The 19,719-nt window shown below is 66.5% G+C and carries 20 protein-coding genes and 4 pseudogenes; 15 read left to right on the top strand and 9 right to left on the bottom strand.

The window, feature by feature from the left end; translation table 11 throughout:
- Nucleotides 1-286 precede the first annotated feature (286 nt).
- A pseudogene (locus AC07CM_RS45095) lies at nt 287-433 on the bottom strand (transposase); the annotation flags it as partial.
- Between the two features lie 49 nt (nt 434-482).
- Here AC07CM_RS45095 and AC07CM_RS45100 point away from each other — a divergent pair.
- Entirely contained in the window at nt 483-1,679 is a 1,197-nt protein-coding gene (locus tag AC07CM_RS45100; protein ID WP_478882380.1) for an RNA-guided endonuclease InsQ/TnpB family protein, read from the top strand.
- A 364-nt stretch (nt 1,680-2,043) separates the two neighbouring features.
- Here the strand turns inward: AC07CM_RS45100 and AC07CM_RS45105 are convergent, their stop codons facing one another.
- The gene (locus AC07CM_RS45105) at nt 2,044-2,784 is read right to left on the bottom strand and encodes a FadR/GntR family transcriptional regulator (protein ID WP_478882381.1); all 741 of its coding nucleotides are present in this window, start codon (nt 2,782-2,784) and stop codon (nt 2,044-2,046) included.
- A gap of 796 nt (nt 2,785-3,580) precedes the next feature.
- On the opposite strand from AC07CM_RS45105, the gene AC07CM_RS45110 reads away from it, so the two are divergent.
- From AC07CM_RS45110 to AC07CM_RS45120, 3 genes are all read left to right on the top strand, one after another.
- Nucleotides 3,581-4,789: an ISAs1 family transposase gene (locus AC07CM_RS45110; protein ID WP_478882382.1), complete on the top strand. Its 1,209-nt coding sequence runs from the start codon at nt 3,581-3,583 to the stop codon at nt 4,787-4,789.
- A 30-nt stretch (nt 4,790-4,819) separates the two neighbouring features.
- Nucleotides 4,820-4,951, top strand: a complete 132-nt coding sequence (locus tag AC07CM_RS45115; protein WP_478882383.1) for a hypothetical protein — start codon at nt 4,820-4,822, stop codon at nt 4,949-4,951.
- A 244-nt stretch (nt 4,952-5,195) separates the two neighbouring features.
- Nucleotides 5,196-6,212 carry a sugar ABC transporter substrate-binding protein gene (locus AC07CM_RS45120; protein WP_478882384.1) on the top strand — a complete coding sequence of 339 codons (1,017 nt, stop codon included), beginning with the start codon at nt 5,196-5,198 and terminating at the stop codon, nt 6,210-6,212.
- Here AC07CM_RS45120 and AC07CM_RS45125 read toward each other — a convergent pair.
- On the bottom strand, nt 6,185-6,331 hold the full coding sequence (locus AC07CM_RS45125; RefSeq protein WP_478882417.1) for a hypothetical protein: 147 nt from the start codon (nt 6,329-6,331) through the stop codon (nt 6,185-6,187). The genes AC07CM_RS45120 and AC07CM_RS45125 overlap by 28 nt on opposite strands.
- On the opposite strand from AC07CM_RS45125, the gene AC07CM_RS45130 reads away from it, so the two are divergent.
- Entirely contained in the window at nt 6,264-7,277 is a 1,014-nt protein-coding gene (locus tag AC07CM_RS45130) for an ABC transporter permease (protein ID WP_478882416.1), read from the top strand. The genes AC07CM_RS45125 and AC07CM_RS45130 overlap by 68 nt on opposite strands.
- 8 nt (nt 7,278-7,285) lie before the next feature.
- Nucleotides 7,286-8,137: an ATP-binding cassette domain-containing protein gene (locus AC07CM_RS45135; RefSeq protein ID WP_478882385.1), complete on the top strand. Its 852-nt coding sequence runs from the start codon at nt 7,286-7,288 to the stop codon at nt 8,135-8,137.
- A gap of 632 nt (nt 8,138-8,769) precedes the next feature.
- Here AC07CM_RS45135 and tnpA read toward each other — a convergent pair.
- Complete coding sequence (gene tnpA / locus AC07CM_RS45140) at nt 8,770-9,198, bottom strand: IS200/IS605 family transposase (protein ID WP_478882386.1); 429 nt, start codon at nt 9,196-9,198, stop codon at nt 8,770-8,772.
- 49 nt (nt 9,199-9,247) lie between these two features.
- Here tnpA and AC07CM_RS45145 point away from each other — a divergent pair.
- From AC07CM_RS45145 to AC07CM_RS45180, 8 genes and pseudogenes are all read left to right on the top strand, one after another.
- A pseudogene (locus AC07CM_RS45145) lies at nt 9,248-9,712 on the top strand (helix-turn-helix domain-containing protein); the annotation flags it as partial.
- Nucleotides 9,713-9,886: 174 nt separating this feature from the next.
- Nucleotides 9,887-10,273, top strand: coding sequence for an SsgA family sporulation/cell division regulator (locus tag AC07CM_RS45150; protein ID WP_478882387.1), 387 nt, complete (start codon nt 9,887-9,889; stop codon nt 10,271-10,273).
- A 103-nt stretch (nt 10,274-10,376) separates the two neighbouring features.
- Entirely contained in the window at nt 10,377-10,793 is a 417-nt protein-coding gene (locus AC07CM_RS45155) for a hypothetical protein (RefSeq protein ID WP_478882388.1), read from the top strand.
- A gap of 169 nt (nt 10,794-10,962) precedes the next feature.
- Nucleotides 10,963-11,370: a helix-turn-helix domain-containing protein gene (locus AC07CM_RS45160; protein WP_478882389.1), complete on the top strand. Its 408-nt coding sequence runs from the start codon at nt 10,963-10,965 to the stop codon at nt 11,368-11,370.
- Entirely contained in the window at nt 11,367-11,549 is a 183-nt protein-coding gene (locus AC07CM_RS45165; protein ID WP_478882390.1) for a hypothetical protein, read from the top strand. Before AC07CM_RS45160 ends, AC07CM_RS45165 begins: the two co-directional genes overlap by 4 nt.
- Nucleotides 11,550-11,571: 22 nt before the next feature.
- Nucleotides 11,572-12,051, top strand: a pseudogene (locus tag AC07CM_RS45170) (transposase); the annotation flags it as partial.
- Nucleotides 12,052-12,211: 160 nt separating this feature from the next.
- A complete protein-coding gene (locus tag AC07CM_RS45175) occupies nt 12,212-12,712 on the top strand; it encodes an IS110 family transposase (RefSeq protein ID WP_478882391.1) in 501 nt (166 codons plus the stop codon).
- The gene (locus AC07CM_RS45180) at nt 12,709-13,188 is read left to right on the top strand and encodes a hypothetical protein (RefSeq protein WP_478882392.1); all 480 of its coding nucleotides are present in this window, start codon (nt 12,709-12,711) and stop codon (nt 13,186-13,188) included. Before AC07CM_RS45175 ends, AC07CM_RS45180 begins: the two co-directional genes overlap by 4 nt.
- 17 nt (nt 13,189-13,205) lie before the next feature.
- Here the strand turns inward: AC07CM_RS45180 and AC07CM_RS45185 are convergent, their stop codons facing one another.
- Entirely contained in the window at nt 13,206-13,895 is a 690-nt protein-coding gene (locus tag AC07CM_RS45185; RefSeq protein WP_478882393.1) for a FadR/GntR family transcriptional regulator, read from the bottom strand.
- A gap of 633 nt (nt 13,896-14,528) precedes the next feature.
- Nucleotides 14,529-16,259, bottom strand: a complete 1,731-nt coding sequence (locus AC07CM_RS45190) for a PucR family transcriptional regulator (RefSeq protein ID WP_478882394.1) — start codon at nt 16,257-16,259, stop codon at nt 14,529-14,531.
- Nucleotides 16,260-16,352: 93 nt separating this feature from the next.
- Between AC07CM_RS45190 and AC07CM_RS45195 the strand changes: the two are divergent.
- A pseudogene (locus AC07CM_RS45195) lies at nt 16,353-16,472 on the top strand (transposase); the annotation flags it as partial.
- 179 nt (nt 16,473-16,651) lie between these two features.
- On the opposite strand, the gene AC07CM_RS45200 reads toward AC07CM_RS45195, so the two are convergent.
- The 3 genes from AC07CM_RS45200 to AC07CM_RS45210 are packed head-to-tail and all read right to left on the bottom strand — an operon-like array spanning nt 16,652 to nt 19,717.
- A complete protein-coding gene (locus AC07CM_RS45200; RefSeq protein WP_478882395.1) occupies nt 16,652-17,431 on the bottom strand; it encodes an HpcH/HpaI aldolase family protein in 780 nt (259 codons plus the stop codon).
- Nucleotides 17,428-18,306, bottom strand: coding sequence for a class II fructose-bisphosphate aldolase (locus tag AC07CM_RS45205; protein ID WP_478882396.1), 879 nt, complete (start codon nt 18,304-18,306; stop codon nt 17,428-17,430). Before AC07CM_RS45205 ends, AC07CM_RS45200 begins: the two co-directional genes overlap by 4 nt.
- On the bottom strand, nt 18,290-19,717 hold the full coding sequence (locus tag AC07CM_RS45210; RefSeq protein ID WP_478882397.1) for a four-carbon acid sugar kinase family protein: 1,428 nt from the start codon (nt 19,715-19,717) through the stop codon (nt 18,290-18,292). The genes AC07CM_RS45205 and AC07CM_RS45210 overlap by 17 nt, the downstream gene beginning before the upstream one ends.
- Nucleotides 19,718-19,719: the final 2 nt, after the last annotated feature.

A 19,719-nucleotide genomic window follows, 5' to 3' on the forward strand; every position in this document is an offset into this window, starting at 1 on the left:
ACAGGCTCTTGAGCACTGGCCTGGGACTACGTCACCGACATCAGCCGGCCCTCCCATCTACGTATCCACTCACTCCGAGCGGCCTCGTGCCGCACGACGATACGCGTCTTGTCCTCGTTGAAGGCCAGCCCGGAAGGCCAGCCCTCGGGGTTCGAGCCACGCGGCCAGCCGCGCCTTGACTTCCTCGGCCTGGACCTGGGAATGGCACAGCGCGAGGAAATCGTCGGCGTAGACAACCAGAACCGGAGAGCCCGGTGCCACATGTGCGGCATCCCTGCCGAGGGTGGCGCATGATCTCTTCACAGCGGGTCAGCATGACGTCGTTGAACACGTTCCGCCGGTACTTGGTGACAAACACCAAGTGTGCATGCAGGTTGTAGACGACGTGACGACCGCGCCGTACATCGGGGTTTGATTCCCAGCGTGGTGACATAAGCCAATGCTAGGATCTTGCCGTCCCGGCTCGGGAAGGGGGTGAACCAGTGATCCGCGCCTACAAGTTCCTCATGCGCCCCACCGTGGGCCAGCAGGGCGCCTTGACGGCGATGCTCCACGATCACTGCACCCTCTACAACGCGGCGTTGCAGGAACGACGCGACGCCTACCGGCACGCCTCGAAGACGACCCTCCGCTATGGGCAGCAGTCCGCTCAGCTCAAGGACATCCGCGCCTACGACCCCGATCATGCCCGCTGGTCGTTCAGCTCGCAGCAGGCGACCTTGCGGCGGCTGGACAAGGCGTTCACCGCCTTCTTCCGACGCATCAAGGCCGGTGACAGGCCCGGGTATCCGCGGTTCCGCTCCAACAAGCGGTTCGACACCGTGGACTTCCCCAAAAACGGCGACGGCTGCCGCTGGGACTCCACCCCGCACGACCCTGTCACCCGCGTGCGCCTCCAGGGCGTAGGACATGTCAGAGTGCACCAGCACCGTCCCGTGGTCGGCAAGGTCAAGACGATCGCGGTGAAGCGCGAAGGGCGACGCTGGTACGTCGTCCTCACCGCCGACCAGGCCCAGCCCGAACCGTTGCCCGCGACCGGCAGCGTGGTCGGCATCGACATGGGCATAGCCAACTTCCTCGCCGACTCAGGCGGCGAATTCGTACCCAACCCCCGCCACGGAGCGAAGGCAGCCGCGAAGCTGGAAGCCGCACAACGGGCCCTGAGCCGGTGCAAGCGCGGATCAAAGCGGCGCCGCAAAGCCGTAGAGACCGTGGCGGGGCTGCACCGCAAGGTACGCCGTCAACGCCTGGACCACGCGCACAAGACCGCGCTTGACCTCGTGCGTCAGCACGATTTCATCGCGCATGAAGACCTCAAGATCCGCAACATGAGCAAGGCGCCGGCACCGAAGCCGGACCCCGAGCAGCCGCGCGCGTTCCTCCCGAACGGGGCAAGCGCTAAGACCGGACTCAACCGTTCGATCGCTGATGCTGGATGGGGGGTGTTCCTCGCGATCCTCGCGGCCAAGGCGGAAGGCGCCGGGCGAGTGGTGATGGCGGTGGACCCCCGCAACACCTCCCGACGGTGCCCTGAGTGCGGGCACACCGCCAAGGAGAACCGGCCCACCCAGGAGAAGTTCCACTGCGTCTCGTGCGGCCACACCGCACACGCGGACACGGTGGGCGCCCTGAACGTTCTACGGGCCGGGCTGGCCCGTCGCGACGCCAACCCGGCATAGCGAGAAGCTACCCCGTTTACGGGGTGGAGGAGTCACCGTAGTGATCAGCAAGATGAATGATGACGACGATGAATGAATGAAATAGAAATGGGTGGGCCCCCCGGCAAGCGCCGGGCTGCCACCGAGCCAGGAGCGTCCGCCCGTGGACACGCTTCTGGATGCGGGGCTCGGCCAGGGGCTTCGACTGCTGTGGTGTCGTCTGCTCCGGCAACGATGCAGCTCACCGTCCGGTGATCGACCGCTCCACGTACGCCTTGATCGCATGCTCCACCGCAGTGGGACGCTGCTGGACGTGTGCCATGGATAGCCGATGTTCCGACAGCGAACAAAGACGTCGCCGTCGATGCACGCCCGACAGAAGCCGTCAGGCGCCCGTCTCGGCGCCGCCGCTCTTGGGCATGCTGGCCCGCAGGCGCCGCGTCGCACGCTCCATGTGCGCACGCATCGCCTCCCGAGCCGCCTCCGCGTCCCGGTTCTCCACGGCCTTGAGGATCGGCTCGTGCATCGCCAGCGACGTGTGCGTCTCGCCGGCGGTGCGGATGACCCTGGACGCCCAGGCCTGAAGCAACGACTGGATGTTGGTCAGCACACTGGTCAGGACGGTGTTCCCGCTCGCCTCTGCGATCTGGAGATGGAACGCGATGTCAGCGGCTACGTAAGCGTCGAAATCATCGCCGGCATCCCGCATCCGTTGTGCCAGAGCCTGCAGCTGTTCCAGCTGCTCTTCGCTGCGGCGCTCCGCGGCCCAACCCGCCAATTGCACCTCAAGGTGATGACGGGCCTCAAGGAGATCCTCCAGTCGCTTCTCCCCGAGCAGCATTCCCCACTCGATCACCTGAGGCAGGAGATCGGAGGTCGAGCGGCTCAAGTACGTGCCGTCCCCCACCCGCTGCTCCAGCAGCCCCAAGAGACTCAGTGACTTGATCGCTTCACGCACCGTCGATCTGCCCGTCGACAAAGCCTCCGCGAGCTGCCGCTCCGACGGGATACGCTGGCCAGGCGTCAGCTCTCCCGACAGCAGGTAGTCGAGCAGCCTGCGGGTGAGCTCTACGCCCGGTCCGTCTCGTCGAGGGGTCAGTTGCGGCCGCGGTAGTGGTATCGCCATGTGGAATCCCCCAATGGGCCGAGAGTGGCAGACCGGTACACCAATACTAGGGCGCCCCCGTAGGCGGCGGGCTGTCCGGAAGGGATGCCACGCCTGCCGACCGAGAGTAGTCGCCGGTGCGCGCTCTTCGGCCGGAGCGATTGGACCACGTCGTTGCCTCACATGACCACCTCACGACGGGTGGGCCCGGACGTCGTCTTGATCGTTTCTGCCTCGACGGGCAGTCCGCCCTGGTCACCGGTGGCCTAGGGCATCGTATTGATTGCCCTGCAGGCGGCCGTTTCACGACTCCCCGTTCGACGGCCTCGGCTTTCGGCGTTGGCGAGGCAGCCCCTTCAGCGGCCGTCACCACGTATTGGTTGATGGCGGTGGAGCTCGAGAATGGTTGCCTTGGGCCATGAAGGGCATCTCGACGTGCGTGCAGTCCACCCGTGCTCTTTGTGCGACGGCGGTGCGGGCGGAGTGTCGTCCGGATTCGATCTCGTCCAGGAGGTCGGTCATCGGCGAGGCGGGCTGCCATCTGGGCCGGGTCGCCGATGTGGCCGTGGTTGTACGTGCTGCCGGAATCGAGGGGAGGGCCTCTCCTCCCGCCAGGCGCGGTCGGAGGGGGCGGGTCTGGACTCCGTGCGGGTGGAGGCCAGGGCGGTTGCAAGTTCCGGGGTCGTGCGGCTGGTCGGGTTGTGACCGGTTGGGGTGCATAACAGAGCAGGCACGGGCTTCGTGATCATTGTGGTGTCTAAGCCCGATGATCATGAGGTGGCCCGTGCCTGCCGCTGTATCTTCTCCCATTCCCGCCGTGCTGGTGAAGCTGGGTCCGCTGGATGCCGACCGGATCGCTGACCTGCGCCCCTACTTCGACTCGGTGCCCGACCCGCGCTCCCGGCGGGGCCGGTGGTACTCGCTGACCGCGATCCTTCTGGTGTGTGCCTGCGCGGTCGTCTCGGGAGCCAGGAGCATCGACGAACTTGCCGAGTGGGGCCGGCGTGCTTCGAACGCACTCCTGACCGTCATCGGGATCCGGCGCCACCTGCTCAGATGGCGGCGCACTCCGTCGCGGGCCACGATCGGCCGTGTACTGGAGGCTGTTGACGGTGACGCCCTGGACCAGGCGGTGGGCGCCTACCTGGCCGACCGGCACCGTGCCGTCACCGAACCCGCCCAGGCGCCGTCGCCGTCCGCGTCCGGGCGGCCGCGCATGATCGCTGTCGACGGCAAAGCACTCAAGGGATCAGCCCGTCTCACCGCGACGCGCCGGCATCTGCTCTCCGCGGTCACGCACGGCACCGTCGTGACCCTCGCCCAGGTGGAGGTCGGCGCGAAGACCAACGAAACCACCCACTTCCGTCCGCTGCTGGCACCGCTGGACCTGACCGGCACCGTCGTCACCTTCGACGCCCTGCACTCGGTCAAGGCGAACATCTCCTGGCTGGTCGAGACCAAGAAGGCGCACTACATCGCCGTGATCAAGACCAACCAGCCCACCGCCCACCGCCAGCTCGCGGCCCTGCCATGGCGAGACATCGCCGTCCAGCACTCCGCCTCCGCCTCCGGGCACGGCAGACGCGAGTCCCGCTCGATCAAGACCTGCGCCGTCGCGGACGAACGCGGCCCGATCGCCTTCCCCCACGCCCGCCTGGCCATCCGCGTCCACCGCCGGCGCAAGCAGTCCGGCAAGCGCGAGACCCGTGAGAGTGTCTACGCCGTCACCAGCCTCGACGCCCACCAGGCCGGCCCCGCCGACCTGGCCGCCGCGATTCGCGGGCACTGGGCAGTGGAGAACTCCTCGCACCACATCAGGGACGTCACCTTCGCCGAGGACGCCTCCACCGTCCACGCCGGAACCGCACCACGGGCCATGGCCACCCTCCGCAACCTCGCCATCGGCGTGCTGAAAACCCTCGGAGCCGACAACATCGCCAAAACCACCCGGGCGATCCGCGACGAACCCCACCGAGCACTCCCCATCCTCGGCATCACCAACAATCCGGACACCTACGGAACTTGATCAAGCCCTGGGTGGAGGCCGGGGCAGTACGTGAAGACCATGCTTGTCCCGCCGGGCGCCGAGGCGGCGAATTCCGCCGGTATCGAGTCGGTGATCCCCGCCGACGCGGTGCGCACCGGATCGGGCCCGGCAGGCGATTTGATCGCTTTCGGCAGCTTCTGAGCCTGGACGGACCTTGGCTCGAGACACTGGAAAATAGAGTGGTCGACCGGTTGTCCAAACGGTTGACCGGTTGTCCACTGCGATTTACTGTGAGGCCACTCAGCGCCAAGCCGCTCTCTGAGCGGCCCAGGTCGGCTGACGGTCGGCAGGAACGATTGAGAGAGGACATCGCCTGGTCGATGTCCGACCGGAGTCCCGTTCCACCTCTCCCTTTCCCCCTTCTACGCAGTGAGGCGCAGAATCAATGGACCGATCTCCCAGAGTCCGTAAGGCCCAAGCGACTGCTCTTGTCGCCGCCTGCATAACTGGCACCCTCCTCCTCGCCGGATGCACCAGCAGCACCGGCGGGAAGAACGCCGAAACGGCCTCGACCGGCATCGTGGCAGGCCACGCCAACACCCCGCGCATGACGATCGCGATGGTCACGCACGGGGTAGCCGGCGACCCCTACTGGGACGTCGTGCGCAAGGGGGCCGAGGCTGCAGCCGCCAAGGACAACGTCAAGCTCGTGTATTCCTCCGATCCCACGGCGTCCAACCAGTCCAATCTGGTCCGCAACGCCATCGACCAGAAGGTCGACGGGATCGCGGTCACCCTGGCCACGCCTGACGCCATGCGGGGGGTCCTCGCCAAGGCCGAGGCGGCGGGCATCCCGGTAATCGCCTTCAACCAGGGCATGGACTACTGGAACAAGTTGGGCGCAATCGGCTACTTCGGGTCCGATGAAAAATTCGCCGGCGAGATGGTGGGAAACCGGCTCAACAGCATGGGCGCCAAGCACGACCTGTGCCTCATCCACGCCCAGGGAACCGTGGCGCTGGAGGCCCGGTGTGCGGGCGTGAAGTCGACGTTCAAGGGGAAGACCGACATCCTGTACGTCAATGGCCAGGACATGTCATCCGTGCAGTCGACGCTGACCGCGAAGCTGCGGCAGGACCCGAGCATCGATCAAGTCACCACGCTGCAGGCCACGATCGGGTCAACCGCGCTGTCGTCGGTCAAGGACGCCAACAGCAAGGCGAAGGTCAACACCTTCGATCTGAACAAGGATATCGTGGCAGCGATCAAGAACGGATCGATCGAGTTCTCCCTGGACCACCAGCCCTACCTCCAAGGCTACTTGGCCGTTGACTCCCTGTGGCTGTACAAGGTCAACGGCGACACCATCGGCGGCGGCCAGCCCACGCTGACCGGGCCTGCATTCGTCGACAAGTCGAACATCGCCAAGGTGTATCAGTACGCGAAGAACGGCACCAGGTGATCGATGATGAGTGCCCACACCACTGCCCCGCCGACCCGGTCCGCGACCAGCGTGGGGACCCGGACCGCGCGGCGGTCCCTGGCGCGCAGGTTCCTGGCCCGCCCAGAGGTCGGCGCCATGATCGGCGCAGTCGCCGTCTATGCCTTCTTCTGGGCGGTGGCCCCCAGCTTCCGGCCCGCCGACTCTCTGTCCACCGTGCTGTATCAAGCCTCCACACTCGGTCTGATGGCACTGCCAGTGAGCTTGCTCATGATCGGCGGTGAGTTCGACCTGTCGGCCGGCGTCGCGGTGATCACCTCGTCGCTCACGGCAAGCATATTCGCCTACCAGCTCTCGATGAACGTCTGGATGGGCGTCCTCGCCGCACTGGTCGTCTCGCTCGCCGTGGGATTCTTCAACGGATACGTGCTGGTCAAAACCAAACTGCCCAGCTTCCTCGTCACCCTGGGCAGCTTCCTGATGCTCCAGGGCCTGAACCTCGCGGTCACCAAGATCTTCACCGGCAACGTGGCCACGAACGACATCTCCGACATGCAAGGCTTCAGCTCCGCCAAGGCAGTCTTCGCCTCCGACATCACCATCGCCGGCGTCCCGGTGAAGATAACGGTCCTGTGGTGGCTCTTCTTCGTCGCCATCGCCACCTGGGTGCTGCTGCGCACCAAGTTCGGCAACTGGATCTTCGCCGTCGGCGGACAGAACGAGAGCGCACGCGCGGTCGGAGTGCCGGTAGCCCGCACCAAGATCCTGCTGTTCATGCTGGTGGGACTGGGCGCCTGGTTCGTCGGCATGCACCAACTGTTCGAGTACAACACCGTGCAGTCCGGCGAGGGCATCGGCAACGAGCTGCTCTACATCGTCGCGGCAGTGATCGGCGGCTGCCTGCTTACCGGCGGCTACGGCTCGGCGATCGGCCCTGCGTTCGGCGCCTTCATCTTCGGCATGGTCACCCAAGGCATCGTCTTCGCCGGCTGGAACCCCGACTGGTTCAAGTTCTTCCTTGGCATCATGCTGCTCGGCGCCATGCTGCTCAACACCTGGGTCCGACGCCAGGCAACCCGGAGGTGACCGGCACCATGACCGTCAACGGAACCGCCCTGACCGACACGAAACCCATCGTTGAACTGCACGGCGCCGGCAAACAGTACGGCAACGTCCGCGCCCTGGAGGGCATCGACGTCGCTGTCAGGCCGGGCCAGGTCACCTGCGTTCTCGGCGACAACGGCGCCGGCAAGTCCACCCTCATCAAGATCATATCCGGGCTTCACCCGCACACCGACGGCCAGTACCGCGTCGACGGCGAACCGGTGCGGTTCTCCACCCCGCGCGAGGCCCTCGACATGGGAATCGCCACCGTCTACCAGGACCTGGCCGTCGTCCCGCTGATGCCGGTGTGGCGCAACTTCTTCCTCGGCTCCGAACTCACCCGCGGACTGTGGCCGCTGCGCCGTCTCGACATCGAGAAAATGAAGAAGATCGTGGATGAGGAACTATGCGCCATGGGCATCGAGCTCGACGACCTCGAGCAGCCCATCGGCACCCTCTCCGGAGGCCAGCGCCAATCCGTGGCGATCGCCCGCGCGGTCTACTTCGGCGCCCGAGTGCTGATCCTCGACGAGCCAACTGCGGCGCTCGGCGTCAAGCAGTCCGGCGTCGTACTGAGGTACATCGCGGCCGCCCGCGACAAGGGACTGGGCGTCATCTTCATCACCCACAACCCCCACCACGCCTACATGGTCGGCGACCACTTCGCGGTACTGCGACTCGGCGTCATGGAACTGAGCGCCGACCGCAGCCAGGTGTCCCTCGAAGAGCTCACCAACCACATGGCTGGCGGCGGCGAACTGGCCGCACTCAAGCACGAACTCGCCCAGGTCCGCGGCGTCGACGTCGAGGAACTCCCAGAGGAAACCGACCTCTCCCTCTGAAAGAAGATCCATTCTCGGCGGCATGCATGAGCAGGGACCAGACCGATCCGGTGCAGCTCGGCCTCGCAGCGTTGCCCAAGGCCAGCTGCCACATGGCAAGCGAGGCAAACGCCCAAGTGCCACGCGCGCTAAAGCTCCCGCAGCCGGATACCACACAGTCAGGTTCCGTCGAGAACGGTCACATCGGCGTCAGCACCGGCAGCACCGCTGCCGGTGCTGGGCCTCAGCCCCATCAGCAGCCCCCGCTGCCGCGCCTCCAGATACGGGAACAACACCCCAAATTTCACCGTGAGTTAACCACGAACCTCATCAGAGATGCTGGTATCACAACGACGATCCGGATCACGGGACCAACACGTTGATTCTCTGCGATTCCTCAGCTCACGTGGCGCTGGGTAGGCCGACTTCTCTGTTGGACGCCGAAGAGGCCGGCCACGGCTCGTCGGAGGCGGTGCATGCTGTGGTCGCCTGCCCGCTGCGTCGCAGCAGTGACACGATGCATCTGCGGCCCGCTGCCATCCCTCTTCTTCGGAGGGAATCCCCGCCTTCAGACGGGGAGGGAATCCGATCCTGAGCCCTGCGGCGCGGAGCGCCGCAGCATCGCTTCGTAATGCTCCCCCTGCGGCCCGCGCTCAGTCGGGCCGCTTCTGGTTCTCGATGTAATCCTTGACCATGGCCAGGGGTGCGCCACCGCAGGATCCGGCGAAGTAGGAGCCGGACCAGAACCGGCCGTGCATGATCGCCCAGTTCACGCGGCCTGTGAACTCCTGTCGCAGACGGCGGGAGCTGACGCCCTTGAGGGAGTTGACCAGGTTGGACAGGGCGACCTTCGGCGGGTAGTGGATCAGCAGGTGTACATGATCCTCTTCGCCGTTGAACTCGATCAGCTCGGCCTCGAAGTCCTCGCACACCTTGCGCATGATCTCTTCACAGCGGGTCAGCATGACGTCGTTGAACACGTTCCGCCGGTACTTGGTGACAAACACCAAGTGTGCATGCAGGTTGTAGACGACGTGACGACCGCGCCGTACATCGGGGTTTGATTCCCAGCGTGGTGACATAAGCCAATGCTAGGATATTGCCGTCCCGGCTCGGGAAGGGGGTGAACCAGTGATCCGCGCCTACAAGTTCCTCATGCGCCCCACCGTGGGCCAGCAGGGCGCCTTGACGGCGATGCTCCACGATCACTGCACCCTCTACAACGCGGCGTTGCAGGAACGACGCGACGCCTACCGGCACGCCTCGAAGACGACCCTCCGCTATGGGCAGCAGTCCGCTCAGCTCAAGGACATCCGCGCCTACGACCCCGATCATGCCCGCTGGTCGTTCAGCTCGCAGCAGGCGACCTTGCGGCGGCTGGACAAGGCGTTCACCGCCTTCTTCCGACGCATCAAGGCCGGTGACAAGCCCGGGTATCCGCGGTTCCGCTCCAACAAGCGGTTCGACACCGTGGACTTCCCCAAAAACGGCGACGGCTGCCGCTGGGACTCCACCCCGCACGACCCTGTCACCCGCGTGCGCCTCCAGGGCGTAGGACATGTCAGAGTGCACCAGCACCGTCCCGTGGATGCCAGGCCGTGAAAGCGCTCAACCGCCTACGGCGGTAGGCGTGGTGCGCACGGTGGATGCGGCTGGCAGGCCTTCGCCTCACGGGGGCACACAGTGTCTTTTTCTCACATCGTGCAGGGCCTGCTTCAGGTGGAAACAGAGAGTCGAGCTATGAGCGACTGCATAGATCAAATACTTCGTATGGAGCTCGTGCTCGCCCCGGAGAGAGCGGTCGCGTTGCCGGCCCATCTGTCTTACCGGCCGGATGACCCGTTCGCCGTGCACGTCATCTTCTACACGGAGGCCTGCGGCCCAGTGCCCTGGGCGTTCGCCCGCGACCTGCTGGCGCAGGGGATGCTCGGACTGAGCGGAGAAGGAGACGTCCGAGTCTGGCCGAGCACCAGCGGATCGGACACCGTGCTCAACCTGGAGCTGTCCTCGCCTGACGGAGAGGCCTGGCTCAGAGCCCCCCTCCCGGTGGTGGCCGAGTGGCTGAACCGCACCTACCTCCTGATCCCAGCAGGCCGCGAGACCGACGAATTCGACATCGACGCCGAACTGTCACACCTACTCCACGGCGCCGCCTGAACCCCCGCAAAAGAGCACCTTCCGCTCCGACACCACGCCTCACCCCACACCAACTACTGCCGCATATAGACACGTTCGCCCTGTCGGTGGCTACTCTGACGACGTGGCCGATGAGAAGGACAGTGGGAGCGGCTCGATCCGACGCCGCTCGTGGGACCACCCGGTAGTGGCCACCGTCGCGCTGGAACTGGGCGGCCTCGCTTTCTCCGGGTTGGTCGCTCTGGTGGGGTGGCCGTTCGGGTGGCTGCCCGACACTGGTTTCGTCCTCCTCGTGACGGGCCTGATCGCGATCGGGCCTGCGGCTGAGTTGTACAGCGGGGCGGGCCCGCCGCGTCGGCTTGCTGTTGTTGCCGCTCTCCTTGCGCTGGCAACGGTGAGACTGCTCGTGGCTGCAGCAGTGAACAGGGCCTTTCCTGCGCTGGCTGATCCGGGCGTCGGTATCCTCGTCGGCTACCTTGTTGCGTTACCCATCGGCGTGGCTGTGTTGGCTTGGTTCCTCACCAGGGCGAACGTTGCTTGATGCGGCACTACTAGTAGATTGTCGCGGCTAAGTGTCGTTCTGGTTGGTGGAGTTGGGGTCGGGGCAGGCTCTCCTTGCCGTTTCCGTTCGGCCGGCAGGGGGAGCTGTGTCCTCACAGAAGAAGTATCCGGTTGCGTTGAGTGCCGAGGATCGTCGGGCGTTGGTGCGGATGACGACGACGGGAGTCCGCAGCGCGTCGATGATCAGGCGGGCGCGGGTGCTGCTCGCGCTGGACACCTCGGTCGGCGAGGTCGCTCCACGGACGGTGATCGCGAACCGGGTCGGGGTCTCGTGCGACTCGGTCCGCCTGATCTCGAAGCGGTACGCGGAGACCGGCGGCGATGTGTGGGCCACGGTCGGCCGGAAGGAACGCGCACTCCCGCCGGTGCCCTCCCCGGTAACCGGCGAGATCGAGGCGAGGCTGATCGCGCTGGCCTGCTCGACGCCACCCAAGGGACACGCCCGCTGGTCGCTGCGCCTGCTCGAGAAGCACGTCGCGCTGGTCGAGGACATCCCGAATCTGGACCACTCCACGATCGGCCGGGTCTTAAAAAAACGGAACTGCGCCCTCACGTGAAGAAGTGCTGGACCATCCCGCCCACCGCGAACGCGGCCTTCGCCGCGGCGATGGAGGACATCCTGGCGGTCTACCGCCGCCCCTTCGACCCGGCACGCCCCGTGGTGTGCATGGACGAAAAGCCCTACCAGCTACTCGGCCACGTTCCGCGAACCGCTCCCCGCGCGGCCGGGCCGTGACCGGCGCGAGGACAACGAGTACGTCCGCTCGGGAATCTGCTCGATCTTCTGCTGGGTCGAGCCGCTGCGCGGATGGCGACGCGTGGACGCCCGGCCCCGCCGGACCAGGATCGACTGGGCGCACCAGGTCGAACACCTGCTGACCGTGGACTACCCCGACGCCGCCACGGTCGTACTGGTGATGGACAACCTCAACACCCACACCCCCGCCTCGCTCTACGAGGCGTTCGACCCAGGGAAGGCCTTCGCCCTGGCCCAGCGCCTGGAGATCCACCACACCCCCAAACACGGCTCCTGGCTCAACATCGCCGAGATCGAGCTCTCCGCGCTCACCCGCCAGTGCCTGGACCGCCGCATCAACGACCTCACCGTGCTCAACACCGAACTCGCCGCCTGGCAACAGCACACCAACAACAACCAGCGCCAAGTCGACTGGCACTTCACCACCGACGACGCACGCGTCAAACTACGCCACCTCTACCCCACCACACAGCAAAATTAAGCCGCGACACTCTACTACCAACTTTGTTGGCGTCGTGTGGTGGCTGACGATTGCGTCCAGGAAAGGTTGCTTTGGTGGCTTGTGCACTGAGGGGTAACTGGTGGTGCAAGCAGCGCCCTCACGGCGGGCTCTGGTGGCGCTCTGCGGGAGCACACCACTCTTGCCAAGACCGCCGCAGGTTTCCGGAGCAGCGAAGCCACAGTCGCGGGCCAGGCCGACGTACGTCCTGGTGTACGGCACGATCGCCGAGTGCGACCGGGCCGGCAAGCTGATCTGTATTCGCCGGCCCTGCCCGGCCGTCGAACTCCTCGCTGGCATCCCGTCCAAGGGCGGCTCCACCGTCGACCTGACCCACGACGGAACCGCCCTGGACATCGCCATCCTCCTCAGCCACGACCAGTCCTCGCACTACATCTCCGGCCGCCATCCACCGCCCCTCCGAGAGCTACTGCGTGAGGGCAATACAGACGTCAACGACGCCGCTGTCATCACGACCAGGTCCGCGTCCCCCTCACGCGCCAGCGACGACACCGTCACCGAACTCAAGATCCTCACAGGCACGACGCACAGACCGGGTCGCCGACCGCACCCGCACGGTCAACCGCTTGCGAGTCCAGCTCGCTGGCGTTCTTCCCCGGCCTGGCACGAGCCCCGGATATGACCAACACCGGCCCGCTCACCTTGCTGGCCGCTTACCAAACCCCAGCGGCCATCCGCCGCATCGGCGCCAAGCGGCTGGAGACCTGGCTGCGCAACCGTCACGTCGTCCGCACCGACCGGCTCGCCGAGATCACGCCGAACGGCAGCACACCAGCCTGCCCCGCCGCGGATCTGCCTCACCAGAGGCGGGACGAAGGGCGTGTCATGCAGGGCAGCCCGCAGGGTCTCGCCCACGAACTCCATCCGGTTCAACGTCCGCACCGCCGCGAGCACGTGGGTGGAGTCGGTCCGCTGACGGCCCCCCGTGCGCAGCAGCCCGATTTCGGAGATTCGCTCAAGGACCCGGTCCAGGACCTTCTCCTCCAGGCCGTGCTCGATCAACCGGGCACGGAAGTCGCAGGACGGAGAAGTCAACCCCCCATGACGGCCCGGCACACTCATCATCACCGGTTTACGGATTTCCCAACGGAGTCGTAAACGCCCAGGGTTCCTCGTTAGATCCCGCTGACCTCATCCCCGCCGCGCTTGGGCATGCTTGCCTGCAGCCGTCGCGCCGCACGGTCCATGTGCGCGCGCATCGCCTCCCTCGCCGCATCGGCGTCGCGCTTCTCCACAGCCTTGAGGATCGGCTCGTGCATAGCGAGCGATGTCTTTGTTTCCCCCGCCGCGCGGATGACCCGGGACGCCCACGCCTGCAGCAGTGACTGGACATTGGTCAACACACTGGTCAGGACGCCGTTCCCGCTCGCCTCGGCCACCTGTAGATGGAACGCGATGTCAGCCGCAACGTACGCATCGAAGTCGTCGCCCGCGTCCCGCATCTGTCTGGACAGCTCCCGCAGCCGTTCCAATTGCTGCTCGGTGCGGCGCTCCGCGGCCCATCCCGCCAGCTCTATCTCCAGGTAGTAGCGCGCCTCCAGAAGGTCCTCCAGCCGCTTCTCGCCCAGCAGCATTCCCCACTCGATCACCTGGGGCAGAAGATCCGAGGTCGAGCGACTCAGATACGTGCCATCTCCCACCCGCTGTTCCAGTAGCCCTAGCAGGCTCAAGGATTTGATCGCCTCACGCACGGTCGACCTGCCGGTCGCCAAGGCCTCCGCCAGCTGCCGTTCTGACGGGATGCGCTGGCCGGGTGTCAACTCCCCCGACAATAGGTACTCGAGCAACCTGCGTGTCAACTCCACCCCTGGCCCGTCCCTCCGGGGGGCAGTAGCCTGCGGGCGTGGCAGTGGTGTGACCATGAGGGCTCCAAGGGCCGAGTGGTGGACCGGTTAACCAATACTAGTCCACCGTCGTGGCGTGGTCCGGCATGCAAAATCGGGGCGAGGCCGCGCTGACGCGAGCGGCCTCGGTACTGAGCAGGTGGCTGATCTGTCGGCGCGCGGCGAACCGATGCGCGCTCGGCGAACCGGTCGTGCCGCGAACTCGGTGACGGAGTTCTCTGCTCCGCCGTGGGCGGTGGTGACCCACGTGAGGGCAACGTGCGGAACCATGGGCGACTCCTCAGAGAGTCATCGGGATGCGCCACCTCCATCGCCCACGACGCCGCCGTGGCGAGCCCCGCCGGCAACAACACGACCAGGCGCGAGGACATCGTCGGGTCGGCGGCCGGGCCTGTCACGGCCCAGGGGCAGCGCACCGGCCGGGTCAGCTCGGACGGGGTGCGGTTGATGGCGATGACGTTGTGGCGTCCGGCTACTCCACTTGGTGCCCGCCCACCCTCGGCACGGTCGGTTGCACATGCCTGCCTGGCCGAAGCCTTGACGGCATCCGTACTCCCGCGGCAGGTAGTTGGGAAGTACTCGTTTGCGCTGTGCTCATGGTGGGGAATCGCCGTTCAGGCGCCGCAGCCGGAGGCTGAGGTCGAGGATCAGTCGGTCTTCGGCGCGGTCGAGGTTGCGGCCGGTCAGTTCTTCGATCTTGCGGAGTCGGTAGATCAATGAGTGCCGGTTGAGGAACAATCGGCGGGCTGCCGAGCTGGTGTTGCCGAGCTCCTCTATGTAAATCTCCAAGGTGCGCATGAGGTGGCTTTCGCAGTTTGTGTCGTACTGCACCAGCGGGTCGAGTGCCGCGGTCGCGATGCGTGATGCCTCAGGGTCGCGTGCCAGGTTCGCCAGGATGAAGAACGGCTCCAGCGTGCGCGCATCGCTGACGGCGCCGGGGCCGCGGAGTGCGCGTCCGATCTCGGCCGTACGCCGGGCGCGTGACAGCCCGTCTGGCAGTGTGCGCACGGTCACGGCGTGATCGGTGATGCCCCAGGTAAGCGCCTGTTCGGGTAGGTCCGCGGTGAGGCGCTGGATCAGACTGATCGGGGTCAGCATGGGCGGAGCATCGTCGGGCACGAGGATCATGACTTCCTGTCCTCGGCGCGTCGCATGGAGGCCTTCGACCCCTCCCTGGCGTGGTGCTTGGCCGACGACGTTGTCCAGCAGCGCGGGGTGCTCGGGGTGCTCGCTCTGTCCGAGGATGAGCCGGTAGCGCTGGTTGAGTGAGTAGCCGAGCAGGGTGGCCTTGGTCGCGATCTCCTGGGTGGTGAGTCGGCCGCTGGCGAGTTCCCAGAGGAAGTCGCCATGGACGCGTGCTTCTGCTTCGGCGACGGCCTGGCGGCGCAGGAGCTCAATGGCGACGGCGGCGCCTGCGTGCTGGAGTGCGCGCCGTTCGACGGCAAAGGTGTGGGCTTGGCGCCCCTCGCCGAGGGCGAGTACGTAGCCCAGTGCGCGGTCCTGTGCTCTCGCTTTCGCCGCCAGCACAGCCGGTAGGCCAAGTGGTTCGATCCCGGGGAGTGCCGCTACCTCGTCCGCCTCGAATCGCGCGCGGAGCTGCTGCTGTGTCTGCGCGGGCATGTCGGCGACACGTGCGGCCAGTTCACCTGGGCTGAGCAGGGTTTGCGCGCGGGGGCCAAGGGACAGCGGCCCGAGTCCGGCGTCGAGTATGACAATGGGGCGGCCGATCATCGTCTCGGCGGCTTCGGTCACCGCCGCGAGGCCGTCTCCGTGTAGCAGGGCGCTGATGAGGCCGGCAGGCATCTGGTTACTCGGTGGAGGAGCGGCGTAGCGGTCGGTCAGAAGTCGGGTTGCGAGTGTGCGGAGGACGTCCGCGATGCGGATCTCCCAGGGCAGCTCGATGACCGGAAAGCCGAGTCGGTTACCGAGCTCGAGAACTGCGGCCGGTACTGTCTCGAACGGAGCGCCCTTGCCGACACAGACGCACAGAGCGGCAGCTCCAGCGTCTGCGATCTCGCTGGCAAATTGACTGAAGCCGGCTTCGTCGTGGCCGGCTCCGATGGACAGCACGAACTCGCCCGGTGCGACGAAGTCTTCGACCGGTCCCTCCATGACGGAGACCCAGCGGACGTGACGTGAACGGAGCCCGTCCCGGCCGGCTACGACACGCCCGTGGTGGAGAGGTGGAAGCTCCAGCGCAGCCTCCACCAGAAGCCCCGAATCCGACGGCACTTGCTCGTCAGCGTCGGACTCGATGAGCTGAGCGCTCCCCCACCAGTTCCCGATAACCAAACTGCGCTGAACCGCGCCGTCCAATACTGTCATAGGGACAGCCCTTCACTGATCTCCACAACGACTCGTGCGCTCGTCGAACAAGCGATGCTGAATGACGACGCGCACACACGCCGGTAGCTATGAGGCCGAAACTTCTGGTCCGGCTCGTACTTCGCCCGGAGCTGCGGCGGGGCGCCCCTGACCGTTGTACGCCAGTACAACGAGAACCAGAAGCGCCCCGAGGGCCGAGGTGCACACTGCTGACCCGTGCTCACCTGCGGGTCAGGCCAGTTTTTGGGAGGGCCTTCACCTCCGCCGTAAACGCCGGAGCACTGGCCTGGATCAAAGGCAAACAAACTTGCCGCCCTACTCCACATCCGACTTCGGCGAGCGGATGAGAGGGGCGCGAAGGTGTCGGCCCATCCGCTCTTGAGGGCTCGGGATCAGTCCTGCAGCTGACGGAAGCCCTCCGCGATGCTGCTCATGCCCTTGTGCAGGATCGTGGTGTGGTTGAACAGCAGTATGGAAGCTCCGCGGGCCCGCCACTGTGCTGCGTCCTCGACGGTGTCGACCAGCACCGCGAGACGGCATGCGGGTGACGACAGGACACCCTCGACGATCTTGTCGATGGAGGCGGTCACCTCGGGGTGGTTTAGTTCGCCTGGCCTGCCGAGCGACATAGACAGGTCGCTCGGGCCGATCCAGACGGCGTTCAGGCCATCGGTTTCCACGATGGCACCGATGTTGTCGACGGCTTCGGTGTCTTCGGCCTGTGCGACGACCACGGTTCTGGCCGCCGCGTTGGCCAGGTGCTCTTGTATGGGGATCGTGCCCGAGCGGCCGGCCCGTGTACTCAGTGCCAGCCCGCGCGATCCATGGGGCGGATAGTGGGCCGCGGAGACGGCAGCCCGCGCTTCGGCCTGTGTCGAAATGTGCGGCACGACCACTCCGGTCGCTCCGGCGTCCAGCGCGCGGAGAACCGACAGCGGGTCATTGCTTCCCACGCGGACCAGGGCGGAGATGCCGGCGGCATCCGCTGCCCGGAGGTGGTGTTCCAACTCTGCGCTGTCGGAGAGGCCGTGTTCGGTGTCGATGAGAACGAAATCGAACCCGAGGTGACCGGCCAGTTCGACGACGGGTGCACATGGCATCTTGACGATCAGTCCGGACACGGCGTCGTCTGCGGCTATGCGCGAGGCGAGAGGGGTTTGGGTCGCTGTCACGTCTGCTCGCCCTCCGAGCGGGTGTGCGGGCCGCCGTAATCTGCGGCGGTTTCGGTGAAGAGTTTGAGCTTGGCGTCGACCACTGTGGTGGCGGCGATGATGCCGTGCCTGCTGAAGGCGGCTAGTCCATCACCGGTGACCTCGCAGGTGTTGAGTGCGCGGATGTAGGCGCCTCGCACCTCGGCGTTCACGTTGACCTTGGCGATCCCCAGGCCGATGGCGGCGGCGACCTGTTCATCGGGGATGCCCGAGGCGCCGTGCAGGACGAGCGGGACGGGGCAGTGCCGTTGGATGTCCCGGAGCCGGTCGAGGTCGAGTGTCACCGGCCGGGAGGTCATGCCGTGCACGTTGCCGATGGCGACAGCCAGTGCGTCCACTCCGGTCTCTTGGACGAAGCGGCCGGCTGTTTCCGGGTCAGTGCCGCCTGCTGCGTGGGCCTGTGTGGAGGTGTCCTCATCGCCTGCCACTTCGCCGAGTTCGGCCTCCACCCAGGCTCCGTAGGGCGCCGCCAGCTTCACCGCACGTGTCGTCAGCTCCATATTGGCGGCCAGGTCGAGATGGGAGCCGTCAATCATGATGGAGGTGTAGCCCCGGTCCAGGCAGCGCCGGATCTCCTCCAGGTCCCGGCAGTGGTCCAGGTGCACCCCGACCTGCCCCGGAGCCTGCTCTGCCAGCGTGAGCGCCACCTTTGCGAGGACCTCCTCGCCGGCATAGCCGAAGGAGGAGCTGCCCGCCTGGAGCAGGACGGGCACCTGCCGGGCAGCCGCGGCATCGAGCACCGCCTGAGCCAGTTCGATGTTGTAGACGCTGAACGCGCCGAGTGCCCGTCCGCTCGCGTGAGTCTGGGCGAGCACGTCTCTACCGAGCGAGAGCACTTTGATCTCCTTCCAAAAGGGACAGCACGTCAGCGAGCGTGCCTGTGCCGCCGACATTGCCGGGAAAGACGACATAGGGCAGCCCGGGGCGTGCCGTGTCCGCACCCAGGCGGAGCACTGACACCTGACCCGTGAACATCTGGCCCACCACCAGCGCCTGCCGCATTCCCAGCCCGCGGACGGCCACCTCGTGCGAGGTGATCCCGCCCTTGGCGACGACATAGCGCAACGGCAGATCGGCGGGCAGCCGCGCGACGATCGAGCACACGGCGTCGGACACCTGCCGGGCGACCGCGAGGCTGCGCTCGCGGTCATCGGCCACGGTGCGGACGGTTCGCGATGTCACCAGGACGCAATGGGCGTGGCGCAGGCTGCTTTCCAGCGCGGCGGCACAGTCCGCGATGACCTTCTCGCCTCCGTCCCCGGAGGCGAGAAGCGCGTCGACATCGAGCTCTACGGCGGTCAGGCCGTGGCGCCGCACGGCGGCCTCGAGCTGACTGCTGGTGAGCGCGGTGTGTGATCCGACCACCGTCAGACCGAACTCGGCTTCCTGGACGGCGGGGTCCAGGTCCGGTATCCCGGCTTCGGCCAACGGTGTGCCTGGCGGCTGCCCGATCAGGGCGCGCACGAACGACGGTCCGGTGCGGTAGAGGATGTGCCTCCCCGCCTGCTCTGCCCTCTGGCAGGCCAGGGCAAGCGCCTCCAGATCAGTTGCGGTCCGCGCGTTGCCGATGACGACAGCGCCGTCACACGCCGATGTGATCACCTTTGCGGCCTCGCGGCTGCCGCTGCAGCGCAGCGCCTCCAGCGACACCGACTTCACCGCGTCCACGGGTTCCCCCAGGCGTGCGGCGACCCAACTGCGCAGGTCACGCTCGGTGTATCCGAAGGTGGCGTCGCCGGCGAACTCCGTTTGCGCGGCCGACACGAAGACGCCGTCCTGCAGCACCCACTGGATGTCGTCCTCGGTCACCCTCCCCGCCTCCACGAACGCGGGAACGAAGACCACCGCGTCCACGGGCTGCCCCGCCTCCGCGCACACGTCGCGCAGCACGGTGAGCTCGGGTGCGAAGTGTCCGCGCAGTGTGGAGTCGCCGCGACTGACGAACACGGGACGCACCCCGGCCTGCTGAGCGGCCTTGAACGCGGTTTGTGCTATCTCCCGGTTCACCGCCTCGGCGTCGGACCGGGACAGGCTGCGGCTGTTGGTCCACACGAACGTCGGTTCGCGGCGGTTCGCGGCGCGCTGGAGCTCTTCGATACCGGGCTCGATGAGGACAGTGACTCCGTGCACGGCCTGGGCGCCGGTGGGGTCGTCGTCGAGGATCACGAACCAGGCAGCGGACTGCTCGTTGTAGCCGCGGATCTGGGACAGCGGGTCGGACGCCGGGTGAGTGGTCGCGTCCGCCATCG

Source organism: Streptomyces sp. NPDC044061 (genome assembly GCF_056434305.1).

Bases quoted from the DNA above. Each gene is read 5' to 3' on its own strand.
- AC07CM_RS45105 (WP_478882381.1), bottom strand. From the start codon at position 2,784: ATGGCGATACCACTACCGCGGCCGCAACTGACCCCTCGACGAGACGGA.
- AC07CM_RS45120 (WP_478882384.1), top strand. From the start codon at position 5,196: ATGGACCGATCTCCCAGAGTCCGTAAGGCCCAAGCGACTGCTCTTGTC.
- AC07CM_RS45125 (WP_478882417.1), bottom strand. From the start codon at position 6,331: ATGGCGCCGACCTCTGGGCGGGCCAGGAACCTGCGCGCCAGGGACCGC.
- AC07CM_RS45135 (WP_478882385.1), top strand. From the start codon at position 7,286: ATGACCGTCAACGGAACCGCCCTGACCGACACGAAACCCATCGTTGAA.
- tnpA (WP_478882386.1), bottom strand. From the start codon at position 9,198: ATGTCACCACGCTGGGAATCAAACCCCGATGTACGGCGCGGTCGTCAC.
- AC07CM_RS45150 (WP_478882387.1), top strand. From the start codon at position 9,887: ATGGAGCTCGTGCTCGCCCCGGAGAGAGCGGTCGCGTTGCCGGCCCAT.
- AC07CM_RS45160 (WP_478882389.1), top strand. From the start codon at position 10,963: ATGACGACGACGGGAGTCCGCAGCGCGTCGATGATCAGGCGGGCGCGG.
- AC07CM_RS45180 (WP_478882392.1), top strand. From the start codon at position 12,709: ATGACCAACACCGGCCCGCTCACCTTGCTGGCCGCTTACCAAACCCCA.
- AC07CM_RS45190 (WP_478882394.1), bottom strand. From the start codon at position 16,259: ATGACAGTATTGGACGGCGCGGTTCAGCGCAGTTTGGTTATCGGGAAC.
- AC07CM_RS45210 (WP_478882397.1), bottom strand. From the start codon at position 19,717: ATGGCGGACGCGACCACTCACCCGGCGTCCGACCCGCTGTCCCAGATC.